The sequence below is a fragment of the Hydrogenobacter sp. T-2 genome (assembly GCF_033971325.1).
GTDB classification, from domain to species: Bacteria; Aquificota; Aquificia; order Aquificales; family Aquificaceae; genus Pampinifervens; species Pampinifervens diazotrophicum.
The window spans coordinates 696,714-710,953 of the sequence record NZ_CP117180.1 but is presented as its reverse complement, the minus strand read 5'-3'; the positions used below and the strand labels follow the sequence as shown (position 1 = coordinate 710,953).

The window sequence follows — 14,240 nt, the reverse complement described above, 5'->3', positions numbered from 1 at the left end:
TGATGAAACTCCTAATAATCGCTAATCGCCTTCCTATAAGCATAAAGGGCACCGAGCCGTTGACCTTTGAAAGGAGCCCGGGTGGGCTAGTCTCTGGGATTTTAACCTTTCTGCAAAGGTCAAACATTGAAAATTACGTATGGTTAGGCTGGGCTGGCTCCAGCATTAAGAAGAAAGCCATTGATAAGATATCAAGTGAACTTATGGATAAGACTAAAAGTGTAGCCGTTTATATTCCTGACAAGCTCATGGAGAGGTTTTACAATGGATTTTGCAATAAAACCCTATGGCCCTTATTTCACGGCATGTATCCTTTAGCTGTCTATGATGAAAGTCTATGGGAAAGCTATGTGGAAGTAAACAAGATATTCGCTCAATACACTCTCAAAGAACTTGAAAAGGAAGATGCTCTTGTATGGGTTCACGATTACCATCTTATGCTACTGCCGTCAATGATTAGAAATATGGCTCCTGATGCAAAGATAGGCTTCTTTCTTCATATACCTTTTCCTCCACCGGAGATATTTAGTTATTTGCCCTGGAGGGTAGAGGTATTGGAGGGACTGCTTGGCGCTGACCTAATAGGTTTTCATACATACGAATATACTATTAACTTCCTTAGAAGCCTTTCCAAGGTTTTGGGTGTTGAGCATACCATGGGTGAGTTTATCTTTGCCAATAGGTTATTAAAGGTAGACACCTTCCCTATGGGGATAGATTTTCAACTTTTTCACGACGATAGAGAATCAGCTCAAGAAATTATGAAAATAAAGGAAGCTCTTGGCGACAAGCGTATAATATTCTCCGTAGATAGGCTTGATTATACTAAAGGTATATACAATAGACTTCTTGCCTTTGAGGAGTTTTTGGAGAGAAGGGGTGATTGGAAGGGTAGAGTTGTAATGATTTTAAACATGGTTCCATCAAGGGAAGGTGTTGAACACTACCAAAGGATGAAGAGGCAAATAGAGGAAAAGATCTCAGAAATAAATGGTAAGTTTGGGTCCGTTGAATGGGTGCCAATACTTTACCATTACCGTTCACTGAATACCAAAGAGCTTATAGCATATTATCGTGCCAGCGATGTAATTCTTGTAACGCCCATTAAGGATGGTATGAACTTAGTAGCTAAGGAGTTTGTTGCGTCAAGGAATGACCTAAAAGGAGTAATAGTCCTCTCCGAGTTTGCAGGAAGTAGTAAGGAACTTGGGGAGGCAATACTGGTAAACCCAAACAACATAAGAGAACTATCCCTTGCTATAGAAAGGGCTCTTGAAATGCCAGAGGAAGAGCAAGCACAAAGATTAGTTGTTATGCAAGCAAGGCTAAAAAGATATGATATAACTAAGTGGGGAAAGGATTTCATAGAGGCACTAAAAAATAGTGTAAAAAGGCGAGAAGAGCTAAAGACAAGAGAGCTAAACCACAGGTTGATGAAAAAAATCAAAGACATGTTTAGAAATTCAAACAAAAGGCTTTTACTCTTGGATTATGACGGCACCTTAGTTCCGCTTTCTAAAACCCCCGACAGAGCCACTCCCACTGAAGAAGTCAGAAGTATCCTGAGAAATATTGCCCTTTATCATAATACTAACGTGGTGCTTATCTCCGGTAGAAGGAGAGAAGACCTTGAAAGGTGGTTTAAGGACTTACCCATATACATAGTTGCTGAACATGGATGTTTTGTAAGAAAACCCGACGGGGAATGGGAAATAAAATATCAAACATCCTCTGAATTTAAAGAAGTTAAAGAGAAAGTTAAAAACATTATGGAGACATACACAGATAGGCTACCCCAATCTATGGTGGAAGAGAAGGAGTGTGCCATTGTCTTTCATTACAGAAACTCTGACCAAGAAATGGCTAATCTTAGAGTAGCAGAGCTCGTGGAAGAATTGAGAGACCTTCTATCTGGGACAGACCTAAGCCTTCTAATGGGAAGTAAGATAGTAGAGGTGAGACCTGCTGGTATAAATAAGGGGAGTGCCTCTCTTGGTTTCTGTTCAGAATGTGATTTTATTCTTGCTGTAGGAGACGACATCACGGATGAGGATATGTTCCGAGTCCTACCACAAAAGGCAATAACCATTAAGGTAGGCTTGTCCTATTCCTTTGCTAGATACAGTGTGGATTCGCACGCGAAGGTCTTAGAGCTGTTAAAATACCTTATTGAGGATGAGGAGTAAGTTTACTTTTAAAACGGAGCTATGGGTTTCAGTATATACTGGAATAAAGGTTGACAGCCTGCAAGATTTTATAGAGGCTATGTCCACTATACCTGACGGAAGCCTTCTTTACCACTTCTACATAAATCTATTAAACTATCATAACCTACCAACGCTCTATATGAACAGCTTCTCTTACTGGCTTCATATAAATGGTTATGAATCTCTCGCCGAGAGGATATCAATAATAGACCCTACAGAATATTATTCCTTGGATGACCTAAGAACCACAGTTATAAAAATTTTAAAGGAATGTGAGGCTGAGAAGCTCAAGAGGCGGCTCCAACCCTTTTACTTTCTAGACGCGCGTAGAGAGGTTCTTTTCACGGGATTAGAAGCTGATCAACTTCAGGAATTTATAGAAGGTGTTAGAAATTCAAGCATATACTCCCTATTCTACCACATGGTTGTATCAAAGATAGATAGAAAAAGTCCTATAGATGAATATTCAGAATGGCTTATGAACAATGGATACCTTAAAAAGGCAGAGGAAATCGCAAAGATAGATTTGTATGCCATGAGCCTGTATGAAGCAAAGCGAAAATTGTTGGAGGTGTTGTCTGCGTGATTACCTTGGAAGACTACTCACGTTATGTAGATAGGGAAATAATAGAAGAACTCCACCTATTGGCTAAGGGTCTGAGAGGAATAAAAATACTTCATGTAAACTCCACTAAGAAGGGTGGAGGAGTTGCGGAAATATTGTCAAGGTTGGTTCCTTTAACCAACTCGCTGGGGATTGAAACTAATTGGGAGGTTTTTTCTGGCTCTGATGAGTTTTTTAGATTTACAAAGAAACTACACAATATGTTGCATATGCCCAATCAAGGCAGTATAGATAGCGAAGACATAAATATTTACTTGAAAACCACTTATGATAACATGCAAAAGATAAATACTGAGAATTACGATGTGGTTTTTATTCATGACCCACAACCTCTCGGTCTTGTGGTGAAAAAGATGAAAAACCAGAAATGGATTTGGAGATGCCACATAGATACATCTACCCCCGACGAAAAAGCATGGAGCTTTCTGGAGCTTTTTGTAAATTCCTATGATGCTTGCATATTCCATATTCCTGAGTTTGTTTACAAAAATATAAGGATACCACCTTATATAATACCACCATCCATAGACCCGCTTCATCCAAAAAATTCTGAGATAGATGAGGAATTTATTGCGGAAACTGTTGCAAGATATGGTGTGGATGCTTCAAGACCTATAATTCTACAGGTATCAAGATTTGACAGGCTTAAGGACCCAATTGGTGTGTATAAGGCTTACAGACTTGTTAAGAAAAAGTATGATTGTCAACTGGTTCTGTTGGGCTCTTACGCCACGGATGACCCTGAGGGAGAGGAAGTCTACAAGGAAGTGCTTAGCTTAATCTCTGAAGATAAGGACGCTTTTGCCCTTAACCTACCGCCTGACAGCCATAGAGAAGTAAACGCATTTCAGAGAATGGCTACGGTGGTTCTCCAGAAATCTATAAGGGAGGGTTTTGGGCTTGTAGTATCTGAGGCCATGTGGAAGGGTAAACCTGTTATTGGTGGAAATACAGGTGGTATAAGAAGGCAAATAGTGGAAGGATACACAGGCTTTCTTGTTAACACCATTGAAGGCACCGCATACCGAACCCGTCAGTTGCTTTCAGACGAGAGTCTGCGGAGGAAAATGGGTGAGTATGCAAGAGAATGGGTGCGACATAGGTTTTTAATAATAAGACATCTTAGAGACTATCTTATGCTAATAAAAAGTCTGCTATGAACTATACACCTACCTTTCTCTTGTAAGCCTTTAGGCTATTCAAAAGCAAGGCACTAACGGTCATAGGACCCACACCCCCTGGCACGGGTGTTATGGCATAGACCTTTTCCTTTACCTCCTCAAAGTCCACATCACCCACTATCTTGTCTCCTACCCGTGATATACCCACATCCACCACCACCGCACCTTCCTTTACCATATGAGCCTTTATAAGGTGTGGCACGCCTGTGGCAGAAATAAGTATGTCCGCCTGCCTTGTGTATTTGCTTATGTCTCTTGTGTGTATATGACACACGCTTATGGTCGCATCCCGCCATAGCATCAAAAGACTAAGAGGTCTCCCCACAATAAAACCCGCACCCACAATAACCACATCCTTCCCCTTTACCTCTATGTTGTAGTACCTAAGGAGCAGGTCTATGCCAAGAGGAGTGCAAGGAATAAAGCCATCCTCTATACGCGCCACAAGCCTTCCCATATTCTCGGGGTGGAAACCATCCACATCCTTTTTGGGGCTTATGGCGAGGATAACTTCTTGCTGGTTTATGTGAGGTGGTAGAGGAAGTTGGACAAGAATACCATCCACCTCATCCTCTGCATTTAGCTGGGCTATAAGCTCAAGCAGTTCTTCGGTAGTGGTGTTCTCTGGAAGTTCATAGGATATGGACCTTATGCCTACCTTTTCGCAGGCTTTTTTCTTGTTTCCCACATAGACCTTGCTGGCAGGGTCATCACCCACAAGCACCACCGCAAGGGTAGGGGGTCTTAGACCCCTTGAAACAAAGGCTTCCACCTCTCTGCGTATATCCGCCCTTATCTTTTCTGATAGACTTTTTCCGTCAAGCAAAAGGTATGTGCCTATTGCCTTTTCCATTTTGTCCCCGCAGGTGTGTCCTCAAGAACTATGCCAAGCTCCTTTAACTTATCCCTTATGAGGTCTGAAATGTGATAGAGCTTTTCCTTTCTTACTAAGTTTCTGACCTCTACCAAAAGGTTTAAAAGCCCTTCGTCCAAAACCTGCCCCGCCTCCAACTCCCTTTGGACCACCCTTTCCACCTCACACTCTGGCTTGTAGTCCTCAAGAAGTCCAAAAACACCCCTTAGGTTCTTTATAAGAGAGTTGACCGCAAACTCATAAGCCTGTAGCTCCTGCAGAGATATTCTACCTTCAGAAAAGGCTTTGTTTCTCACCTTGTTGAGCTCAGAGACAAGACCATAGACCACCGCAAGAGCTTGAGGAGTATTAAAGTCATCGCTCAAAGCCCTAAAGAACTCCTCTTCCGCTTCCTTGACCTTTTCAAAGAGAGGATGAGTGCCACGCTCCTCGTAAGTGGGTAGCTTCTTTAAAAGCTCAAGACCCTCAAGGGCGTCTATGAGCCTCTCATAAGCTCTCTTTGTCTCCTCCATCTTCTCCCAAGAAAAGTCCAGAGGGCTTCTGTAGTGAGTAAATAGCACCAAGAGCCTAAGGATATCAGGATGGTATTTAGAGTAGACCTCCTTTAGGGTTATGTAGTTGCCAAGAGATTTAGACATTTTTTGACCACCCACCGTCACCAGCCCGTTGTGAACCCAATAGCGAGCAAAAGGCTTGCCAGTAAGTGCCTCCGCTTGAGCTATCTCATTTTCGTGGTGAGGAAAAACGAGGTCAAGACCACCACCATGAATATCTATAGTCTCACCAAGATGCTTAAAAATCATAGCAACACACTCCGTGTGCCAACCCGGTCTCCCGGGTCCCCAAGGAGAATCCCAAGCAGGCTCGCCAGCCTTTGCGGACTTCCAAAGGGCAAAGTCGAGAGGATTCCTCTTTTTCTCCGATGGCTCTACCCTTGCACCAGCCTCAAGCTCCTCTATATTCCTCTTTGAAAGTTTCCCATACTCAGGAAAGGCAGAAACAGAAAAGTAAACATCACCACCAGACTCGTAGGCATAACCCTTTTGAATAAGACCCTGTATAACCTCAATAATCTCCTTTATATGCTCCGTTACCCTTGGCTCCACATCCGCAGGCTTAACCCTTATTTTTTCCATATCCCTGTAGTAGCTTGCAATGTATCTGTTGGCAATAGTCATAAAGTCCATGCATTCTTGAAGAGCCCTGTTTATTATCTTGTCATCCACATCGGTAAAGTTTCTCACAAACCTTACCCTATATCCCATATGCTCAAGAAAACGTCTAAGAACATCAAAGACTATAAGACTCCTCCCATGCCCCACATGAGAGTCATCATAAACCGTCACACCACAGGTATATATGGAAACCTTTGGCGGGTCTATTGGAACAAACTCCTCAACCTTACCAGTAAGGGTGTTATAAATGCGGATACTCATAGTAGTATTTTAGCACGCAAGAGACCACTTTGTGATACAATAAATCATAGATTAAACTTAGGGGTCTATAGCCCCTTGACATCTTGGCAGTTGAATAGGGTTTTTGGTCTTTGAAAGCAAGGGGGTAGTATTGACTAAGAAGTATATGGTGGTTTCCCCGCCCTTCACGGGTTATATTTTGGTGTCTTTATGTTTTGATGTTTTGATGCTTTGATGGCAAGTGCTTTAGAGCCTTGTCTTTCAACGCTTTAAATTTGACAATTGCATACTAAATTGTGCATTATCGGAGGTTGGAGAAAAATTACCCTCATTTGAGAGGGGTATCCCCTTGACAAAAGGCTTGCTGTATCTTATTTTTCTTTATATGTGGCTTTGGGGTTTTAAGCCCACTGTGAGGGATGGAGACCCTTTTGCCAGGCTACATAAGGAACTTTAAAGCCTACGGTTTTAAGCCCACTGTGAGGGATGGAGACATCAGATAGGACATTCAAATGTCCTGTGTGTGGATAGTTTTAAGCCCACTGTGAGGGATGGAGACCGTTTCCCACTATTGGCATGAAATGCCCTTTTCTGTCTGTTTTAAGCCCACTGTGAGGGATGGAGACAGGTCCTGCAAGGTTGAGTATGGTATTGTCAAATTTAAGTTTTAAGCCCACTGTGAGGGATGGAGACAAAGTAATAGTTTTGGCTTTTTACTGCATGGATTATTATGTTTTAAGCCCACTGTGAGGGATGGAGACCCGTTAAGGGTAAGGTAATTAAGCATTTTTTCCAAATTGTTTTAAGCCCACTGTGAGGGATGGCGACATTTTTCACAACTGCGTTTTTCATATTAATACCTCCGTTTTAAGCCCACCGTGAGGGATATAGACCAAAAACTGCTAAAAAGCTGTATGTTTGCCAAAGGCTTCCACAACCCACATCTTGCCTATAATAAACTTTATGATTGCTATTTTGCTAATCATAGCCCCATACCTTTTTGCCCCAGCACTTTTTGCCTTTGTGCTTCTTATTTACCCTATTGCCTTTTACACACTTTTTATCTTCCTAATCCTCTACCTCGTAGCGTATGGCATAAGTTCTTATCTCAAGTATCGTTCCCAGCAAAAAGCACTTCGTAAGGCAGTTCAAGACTATGTAGCCAAAAAGAGGGCGGAGATATCCGCATCTTCTAAAGGTTCTAATAACTAAACTGTCATGTTGAGAAAGAATTAGCTTCTTGCCAAAGCCATCCTCAGAGGCACTTCTTTTGGTTGCTAATTTATCTCACAAGAGCGTGGTAAAATACCATAGGCATGGGCTTTTTTGATAGGTTTAGGAAAAAGGAGCAGAAGGAAGTTCTTTGGACAAAGTGTGAAAACTGCAAGTCTATCTTGTATATACCAGAGCTAAAGGCAAACCTTAATGTATGTCCCAAGTGTCAGCATCACTTCAATGTTCCTGCAAAGGAAAGGCTTGAGCATCTTTTGGAAAACTACGAGCTTCTCTTTGAAAACATAAAACCCACAGACCCTCTAAACTTCAAGGATACAAAAAGCTACAAGGACAGGCTAAAGCAGGCACAGGAGCAAGCGGGTCTTTCTGAGGCTATGCTTGTGGCGGAGGGTTTTCTAAAGGACGAAAGGGTGGTGCTTGTGGTTATGGACTTTGGGTTTATTGGTGGTAGTATGGGTTCTGTGGTGGGTGAGAGGTTCTATAGAGCCTGCAAGCACGCAAGTCAAAAGGAAATTCCTCTCATAGCGGTTATAACTTCTGGTGGTGCAAGGATGCAGGAGGGCATACTGTCTCTTATGCAGATGGCAAAGACTTCCATTGGAGTGGGTTATCTAAAAGAAAAGGGCATTCCCTACATTACCCTTTTGACAGACCCTACCACCGGAGGCGTTTCTGCCAGCTTTGCCTTTCTTGGCGATATTATCATCGCAGAGCCAAAGGCTCTAATAGGCTTTGCAGGACCGAGGGTTATAGAGCAGACCATAAAACAGCAACTACCAGAGGGCTTTCAGACTGCGGAGTTCTTGCTCCAAAAGGGTATGGTGGATATGGTAGTCCACAGGAAAGACCTAAAGGACACCCTGCACCAGCTCATAAAGTTCACCACCTATTGGAGAAGGCATGTGGAGGTTTGAAGAAGAGCATCCCTTTGCTCTTGCCTACAGGCTTGTAGAAGAGGGTAAACTTGACCCTTGGGACGTGGATATATCTGTGTTGGCAAGGGCTTATATGGAAGAGATAAGAAGGCATGAGCTTTTGGACCTTAGAGTGCCTGCAAGGGCGGTGCTTGCTGCGTCCTTTCTCTTGAAAAAGCAGGCGGAAGTCCTCTTTCCCGAGCCAAAGCAAAAAAAGGAAAGAAGGAGGCTTACCCTAAAGGAGATAGTGGAGCAGTTTGAAAGCCAAGAGGAGCAGGTTCAAGAGGAGCTCCTGCAAAGGATAGAAAAGGTCAAGAGGGTCATAAGGGCTTCTAAGACTGGGGCTGAAAGGAAAAGAAGAAGGGAAAGACGCTTTCCCGTTCATATCTCCAAGTTTGAGGATGCCTTACAGGAGCTAAGGGAGATGGTAAGGGAAATGGGAGTTATAAACTCCTTTTATGGACTTCTCTTGGGGAAAAATATAGTGCCTTACTTGATGGCTCTTATGGTGCTATACCAAGAGGGTTTGGTGGATATAGAGCAAGAAGTGCCTTACGGGGACTTGAAAATAAGCCTTGTAGGAGAGCATATTTAATTAGGAGGTTTGTGGTGCTAAGGCTTAAGTTTAACCAAGAGGGTCTTATACCCGTTATAGCTCAAGACTACAGGACTGGTGAGATAAGGATGTTTGCTTGGGCTAACGAAGAAGCCATAGAAAAGACCCTACAGACAGGCTACGCCCACTACTACTCAAGGTCAAGAAAAAGCGTATGGAAAAAGGGGGAGACCTCTGGAGAACTTCAGAAAGTCATTGAGGTGCGAGTGGACTGCGACGAGGATGCGGTGCTATACATAATAGAGCAAGAAAAAAACAGAGCCTGCCATACGGGTGAAAGAAACTGCTTTTTTAGAGACCCTGAAGGAAGAGAGGTAAAAAGGGTCTTACCCTTTGAAGCCTTGCAAAGGCTACAGGAGATAATACGTCAAAGGCTTGAGGAAATGCCAGAAGACTCCTATACGGTAAGGCTATACAGGGAGGGAGAAGACCGTGTGCTACAAAAGTTTGGCGAAGAAGCCATAGAGACCCTCATAGCACTAAAGAGAGGCATTCCAGAGGAGATAAGGGCGGAGGTCTCTGACATGTTCTACCACCTTATCCTTATGCTTACCATAAGAGGCATAGGCATAGAGGAGGTTCTCCAAGAGCTTGCAAGCAGGATGAAATAGGCTTAAGATTTTCTTATGTTAGTCATATTTCTTTTTTTGGTTTTTCTGTTAGGTTTTTCCCATGCAAAGGTCTTTGTATCCCAGTGGCAGGATGCGGTCACTCCTCTTATGGTGGACTACATAAAAAGAAGCCTTGAGAAGGCAGAAAAGGAAGGTGGAACGCTCTTTATCCTTGAGCTTAACACTCCCGGTGGTCTTGAAAGCTCCATGAGGGAGGTCATTCAAGAGTTTCAGAGGACTTCTATTCCTGTGGTGGTTTATGTTTCTCCACCGGGAGGTCGTGCAGCCTCTGCGGGGGCTATTATAACCATTTCTGCAGACGTGGCTGTGATGGCACCGGGGACAAATATAGGTGCAGCAACTCCTGTGCAGATGGGTGGAGAGAGGATGGACGAGGCTATGAGGGAGAAGGTCATGCAAGACATGCTCGCCTTTGTAAGAAGCATAGCAAAGGAAAAGGGAAGAAACCCAGAGGTAATAGAGAGGATGGTAAAGGAAGCCATCTCCCTCACGCCTGAGGAAGCCTTAAGGGAAAAGGTCATAGACTTCATAGCGGTGGACAGGGCAGACCTTCTTAAAAAACTTGAGGGCAGGGTGGTCAAAAAACATGGAAAGGAAATAACTCTTAAAACAGAAGGGGTTCAAGTTGTAGAGATAGGCAAAAGCCTAAGGGAAGAGCTCCTCAGCGTTATAACAAACCCAACCGTTGCTTATATGCTCCTGCTTATAGGCTTTTATGGAATTTTCTTTGAGCTTTACAACCCGGGCAGTATTATCCCAGGCGCGGTGGGGGTTATAGCTTTGCTTTTGGGTTTGTATGGGCTTGGTATTATTGGCATAAACTGGCTGGGGCTTTTACTTATCCTTGCGGGATTGCTTTTGTTGGTGCTTGAGCTCATAACTCCCACCTTTGGAGGTCTTGCTCTTGCGGGTGCTATAGCCTTAGCCCTTGGCTCTCTTATTCTCATAAGCCCAGACTCTCCTTACGGAGATATACCTCTTAGCGTTATAGGGACAATGGTAGCTCTCACCGTAGCCTTTTTCCTCTTTGCGGGAAGACTGGGGCTAAAGGCTCAAAAGAGAAGGAAAATGCTCGGCACAGAGGAGCTACTGGGTGAACAAGGAGAGGCATTTACCGACTTTGTGGAGGGTAAGGGTAAGGTCTTTATTCATGGTGAGATATGGAATGCAGTAAGCGATGAAGCCATAAGGAAGGGGGATACGATAATAGTGGAGGAGGTCAGAGGCTTTGTATTGAAGGTTAGAAAGGCTTAAACGGAGAGGGCGGGATTCGAACCCGCGGTACGGGGTTTGCCCGTACACAGCATTTCCAGTGCTGCACCTTCGGCCACTCGGTCACCTCTCCTTAGGAGTTAAATATTATAATATCTCTCCACCATGAAAGTTGCCAGCATAGATGTAGGCTCATACTCTATAAGGCTCAGTGTAGCAGAAGTTAATGCAGGTTTAGAGCTTATCCACGAAGAGGGAAGAATAACAGCCTTGGCAACAGACCTAAAGGACAGTGGTCTCCTAAGGCAGGATAGGATAGAAGAGAGCCTTGAGGTTATAAGGGAATTTTTCCAAAAGGCAAAAAGCCTCGGGGCGGAACGCATAAAGATAGTGGGGACAGAGGCACTAAGGAGGGCAAAAAACGCAGAGGATTTTTTAGAAAGATTAAAAGCTCTCACAGGGCTTGAGCTGAGGGTTATAACCCCTGAGGAGGAAGGAAGGTATGCCTTTCTCTCTGTAGCCTATTCTCTTAGACCCTCTGGAAGGTTTTGTATCATAGACCAAGGGGGTGGGTCAACAGAGTTTGTGTGTGGTAGAGGCTTTCAAATAGAGAGCATAAGGTCTTTTCCCTTTGGAATTGTAAACCTTACAGAGGAGTTTATCCACAGCGACCCACCAAAAAACTACGAGCTTGAGTCTTTGAAAAACTTCCTTGATGAGCATATAAGGGAAGTAGTCCAGCCCTGCGATGAGCTTGTGGGTCTTGGTGGCACTATAACCACCATAACCGCCATTGAATACGGTATATATCCCTACAGAGGTAAGGATATTCATGGAAAGGAGCTTTCCTTAGATAGGCTCATGTTTTGGCTTGAAACACTAAGCTCTATGAAGGAAAGGGATCGCATTGCCAATTTTCCCCACATAGAGCCAAAGAGGGCAAAGGTGATAATTCCAGGTCTTGTTATCTTCTACAGAAGTATGGTGCTCTTTGGAAAAAATAGGATAAGGGTAAGCGACTGGGGTTTAAAGGAGGGGCTGTTGGTGGAAGAAACCCTAAGGTGCGGAAACTGATTTTTCAATTGAATCTAATCCAATTGTACCTTGTTCTTTGCAGAAAACAGAAAAATTAAAAAAAAGGGGGAAAAAGAGAAGGGAGGTGAGCAGGGGCTATACTCTGTTTGGTTAAAAAAGGCGGGAGCAGCCCCTCAGAAGATCCATTGGAACTGAAGGGTGACTGCGTCGTTTTTTATACTGTTCCTCTGTTCATCAAACTTTGTGTATTCAAGTGTCCATCGGAAGTTTTCATTTATGAAGTAATAGTTAATACCTAAGCCCATCTGCTTTATGTTACCCAGATTTCCAGTGGCACTCGTATTGGGACCCACGAAGTTTGTAGCATCTCCGTAAAATCTCGCGTTTGCACCAGTTCCAACCTGAACTATTTGGGGTTTATACTCAGAGTAGGTTATATAGGGTTCAAACTTGTGTTTGGACTTTGGATTTAGCATGTAGCCTGCCTTCAAAAGCCAGAAGTCGTTTTTTATACTTCTGTTAGGGTAAACATTGTTAGCACCATCAAGTAGTATTAGCTTGCTAAACTTAACCTGACCAAGCTCCGCAACAAGGGATACTGGACCGTGATGCCATGCAAAATCCACACCATAAAACTTCATATCAACCTTATTATCGAGAAGATTGTTAGCCAGAGTACTATTAGGTACAGATAAAGGGTTAGGCAGTAATAGATAAGGTATTCTTACATTGACCGTGCCAGCACCGTTTTGAGGGCTACCGTTGCCAAGAAAGCCCGGTGATATACCTTGTGTATCTGTTATTATGTGTTGGTCTATTTTGTTTTGAAATGCGTAGGATACACCAAGGGTGATGCCTTTCCGCTTTCCAAGGTAGGTATCTCTATAAAGCCAATTGTATATTGCAGGTCTACCCTCTTGGTCGCCAAGGGTCACTGTTCCTCGCAAGGTTACAAGCGGGCTATTAGAGGAGTTGCCCCTTGCCTTCGAAAGACAAGTGCCCACACCCGGATTTGGTGCATTAAAGCCACACAAGGGAGTAGTGGAAGAAACTCCTACAACGGTGTCATCCCACGGATTTCGGACGTTTTTAAACCCTCCAAATAAACCTAAGAATCCATCAACCGTAATCCTGGAATAACCCTGTCCCTTGCTTGCTCCTCTTATATGGGCGTAGCCACCAAAGGCTCTGCCGGTGACGTCTCCAATAGTAAGGTGAGTCCACCTAAGCGTTGCATTTGTCCTGTCCAGGTCTATGTTGTCATAGGCTCTTTGAAACTGCTCCCTACCCAGAGGAACTCTTGGATAGCCTAAGTGTAGGTCAAGGGTTATACCCCTCATGTCTGTCATGGCACTTGGGACAAGCACTACATCCAGCTCATGAATAACTCCGGTATTCCTGTTACTCTGTCTCCTTCCGTGTGTAGGCTGTCCACCAAAAGGTGCATCATAAGGGTCTCTTCCAAAGTCGTTGTCTCTTAGAACGAAGTTAAACTTAAACCAAGGATTAACACTCCCTCCAAACCTCAGCCTCACCCTTCTAAAGAACACATCTGTTCTATCACTTGCCCCTATGAAATTGGGTCTATTTTGATCGCTAATGTCCTGCTGTCTAAACCACAACTGCATAAGAAGGTTAATGTCCATGTACTGGTCTTCCGCAGGACTGGAAAGTCTTATGGCATGGGAAGGTTCTGGTAATGCGAAAACTGCCGCAAAAAGTAAGCCTCCTATTAACTTCTTGTTTTTCATATATCACCTCCTTACTGTACTTTTATGTAGGCAAAACCCTTTGATTGCAAGTCTCCAATGGCTCCAACTCCAGAAGGCACTATCTTAGTAAACTCATGTAGCTTATTAGCATCAAGTCTTAACCTTTGCAAAGTTATATTACATATATAAAACTCAACACCATAAGCCAACAGATCCTTTTCTGTCTGGTAGAGTTCGTCAATCTTTATACCTTCTGTCTCCCATGGACTGCCGGAAAGGTCTTTCATAAAGAACTTAACACCTGCACCATGAGCCACGACAACTATCTTTATCCTAAAGGGATCATTGTCATAAACAGACAGATGGTTTCTTATATTACCCAGCATAGCCTTAAACCTTGCTTCTTGAGGAAAATCACAGTGATAGACCACAGCTATTTTAGCGTCTTTTTTAATATCCTCCATTTTTACCTTTGGTGGAGAAGCCTCCGCAATCTTATTTATAAAGGGCACAGAAGCTAATAAACCCGCTAATCTAAAAAAGCCTCTTCTATCCATGTTACTACCTCCTTAGGATTGATC

13 protein-coding genes, 1 tRNA gene and 1 CRISPR repeat array are annotated in these 14,240 nt (G+C 43.4%); of the genes, 9 read left to right on the top strand and 5 right to left on the bottom strand.

Features of this window, described 5'->3' with window-relative positions:
* Window positions 1-2: 2 nt before the first annotated feature.
* From IAE16_RS04155 to IAE16_RS04145, 3 genes are read left to right on the top strand one after another with little or no spacing between them, the layout of a single operon-like run.
* Window positions 3-2,186, top strand: coding sequence for a bifunctional alpha,alpha-trehalose-phosphate synthase (UDP-forming)/trehalose-phosphatase (locus IAE16_RS04155; protein WP_323701466.1), 2,184 nt, complete (start codon window positions 3-5; stop codon window positions 2,184-2,186).
* A complete protein-coding gene (locus tag IAE16_RS04150) occupies window positions 2,176-2,793 on the top strand; it encodes a DUF5752 family protein (RefSeq protein WP_323701629.1) in 618 nt (205 codons plus the stop codon). Before IAE16_RS04155 ends, IAE16_RS04150 begins: the two co-directional genes overlap by 11 nt.
* Window positions 2,790-3,992, top strand: a complete 1,203-nt coding sequence (locus IAE16_RS04145; RefSeq protein WP_323701465.1) for a glycosyltransferase — start codon at window positions 2,790-2,792, stop codon at window positions 3,990-3,992. The genes IAE16_RS04150 and IAE16_RS04145 overlap by 4 nt, the downstream gene beginning before the upstream one ends.
* A gap of 1 nt (window position 3,993) precedes the next feature.
* Here the strand turns inward: IAE16_RS04145 and folD are convergent, their stop codons facing one another.
* Both folD and cysS read right to left on the bottom strand, forming a co-directional pair.
* Window positions 3,994-4,866 (bottom strand): bifunctional methylenetetrahydrofolate dehydrogenase/methenyltetrahydrofolate cyclohydrolase FolD, encoded by an 873-nt coding sequence (gene folD / locus IAE16_RS04140; RefSeq protein ID WP_323701464.1) that lies wholly within the window; start codon window positions 4,864-4,866, stop codon window positions 3,994-3,996.
* Window positions 4,851-6,323 carry a cysteine--tRNA ligase gene (gene cysS, locus IAE16_RS04135; protein WP_323701463.1) on the bottom strand — a complete coding sequence of 491 codons (1,473 nt, stop codon included), beginning with the start codon at window positions 6,321-6,323 and terminating at the stop codon, window positions 4,851-4,853. The genes folD and cysS overlap by 16 nt, the downstream gene beginning before the upstream one ends.
* A 377-nt stretch (window positions 6,324-6,700) precedes the next feature.
* A CRISPR array of direct repeats spans window positions 6,701-7,195; the repeat unit is 29 nt; unit sequence GTTTTAAGCCCACTGTGAGGGATGGAGAC.
* A gap of 70 nt (window positions 7,196-7,265) precedes the next feature.
* Here cysS and IAE16_RS04130 point away from each other — a divergent pair.
* The 5 genes from IAE16_RS04130 (at window position 7,266) to IAE16_RS04110 (ending at window position 10,954) form a co-directional block, all read left to right on the top strand.
* Window positions 7,266-7,514: a hypothetical protein gene (locus tag IAE16_RS04130; protein ID WP_323701462.1), complete on the top strand. Its 249-nt coding sequence runs from the start codon at window positions 7,266-7,268 to the stop codon at window positions 7,512-7,514.
* 104 nt (window positions 7,515-7,618) lie between these two features.
* Window positions 7,619-8,452: an acetyl-CoA carboxylase, carboxyltransferase subunit beta gene (accD, locus tag IAE16_RS04125; protein WP_323701461.1), complete on the top strand. Its 834-nt coding sequence runs from the start codon at window positions 7,619-7,621 to the stop codon at window positions 8,450-8,452.
* Window positions 8,439-9,047 (top strand): segregation/condensation protein A, encoded by a 609-nt coding sequence (locus tag IAE16_RS04120; RefSeq protein ID WP_323701460.1) that lies wholly within the window; start codon window positions 8,439-8,441, stop codon window positions 9,045-9,047. The genes accD and IAE16_RS04120 overlap by 14 nt, the downstream gene beginning before the upstream one ends.
* Window positions 9,048-9,061: 14 nt before the next feature.
* Window positions 9,062-9,679: a bifunctional phosphoribosyl-AMP cyclohydrolase/phosphoribosyl-ATP diphosphatase HisIE gene (gene hisIE, locus IAE16_RS04115; protein WP_323701459.1), complete on the top strand. Its 618-nt coding sequence runs from the start codon at window positions 9,062-9,064 to the stop codon at window positions 9,677-9,679.
* Window positions 9,680-9,694: 15 nt separating this feature from the next.
* Entirely contained in the window at window positions 9,695-10,954 is a 1,260-nt protein-coding gene (locus IAE16_RS04110; RefSeq protein ID WP_323701458.1) for an NfeD family protein, read from the top strand.
* A gap of 1 nt (window position 10,955) precedes the next feature.
* Here the strand turns inward: IAE16_RS04110 and IAE16_RS04105 are convergent.
* Window positions 10,956-11,045, bottom strand: a tRNA-Ser gene (locus IAE16_RS04105).
* A 32-nt stretch (window positions 11,046-11,077) separates the two neighbouring features.
* Between IAE16_RS04105 and IAE16_RS04100 the strand changes: the two genes are divergently transcribed.
* On the top strand, window positions 11,078-11,986 hold the full coding sequence (locus IAE16_RS04100) for a Ppx/GppA phosphatase family protein (RefSeq protein WP_323701457.1): 909 nt from the start codon (window positions 11,078-11,080) through the stop codon (window positions 11,984-11,986).
* Between the two features lie 134 nt (window positions 11,987-12,120).
* On the opposite strand, the gene IAE16_RS04095 is transcribed toward IAE16_RS04100, so the two are convergent.
* Together IAE16_RS04095 and IAE16_RS04090 are read right to left on the bottom strand one after the other, a co-directional pair.
* The gene (locus IAE16_RS04095; protein ID WP_323701456.1) at window positions 12,121-13,698 is read right to left on the bottom strand and encodes a putative porin; all 1,578 of its coding nucleotides are present in this window, start codon (window positions 13,696-13,698) and stop codon (window positions 12,121-12,123) included.
* An 11-nt stretch (window positions 13,699-13,709) separates the two neighbouring features.
* Window positions 13,710-14,216, bottom strand: coding sequence for a DsrE family protein (locus tag IAE16_RS04090; protein ID WP_323701455.1), 507 nt, complete (start codon window positions 14,214-14,216; stop codon window positions 13,710-13,712).
* Window positions 14,217-14,240: the final 24 nt, after the last annotated feature.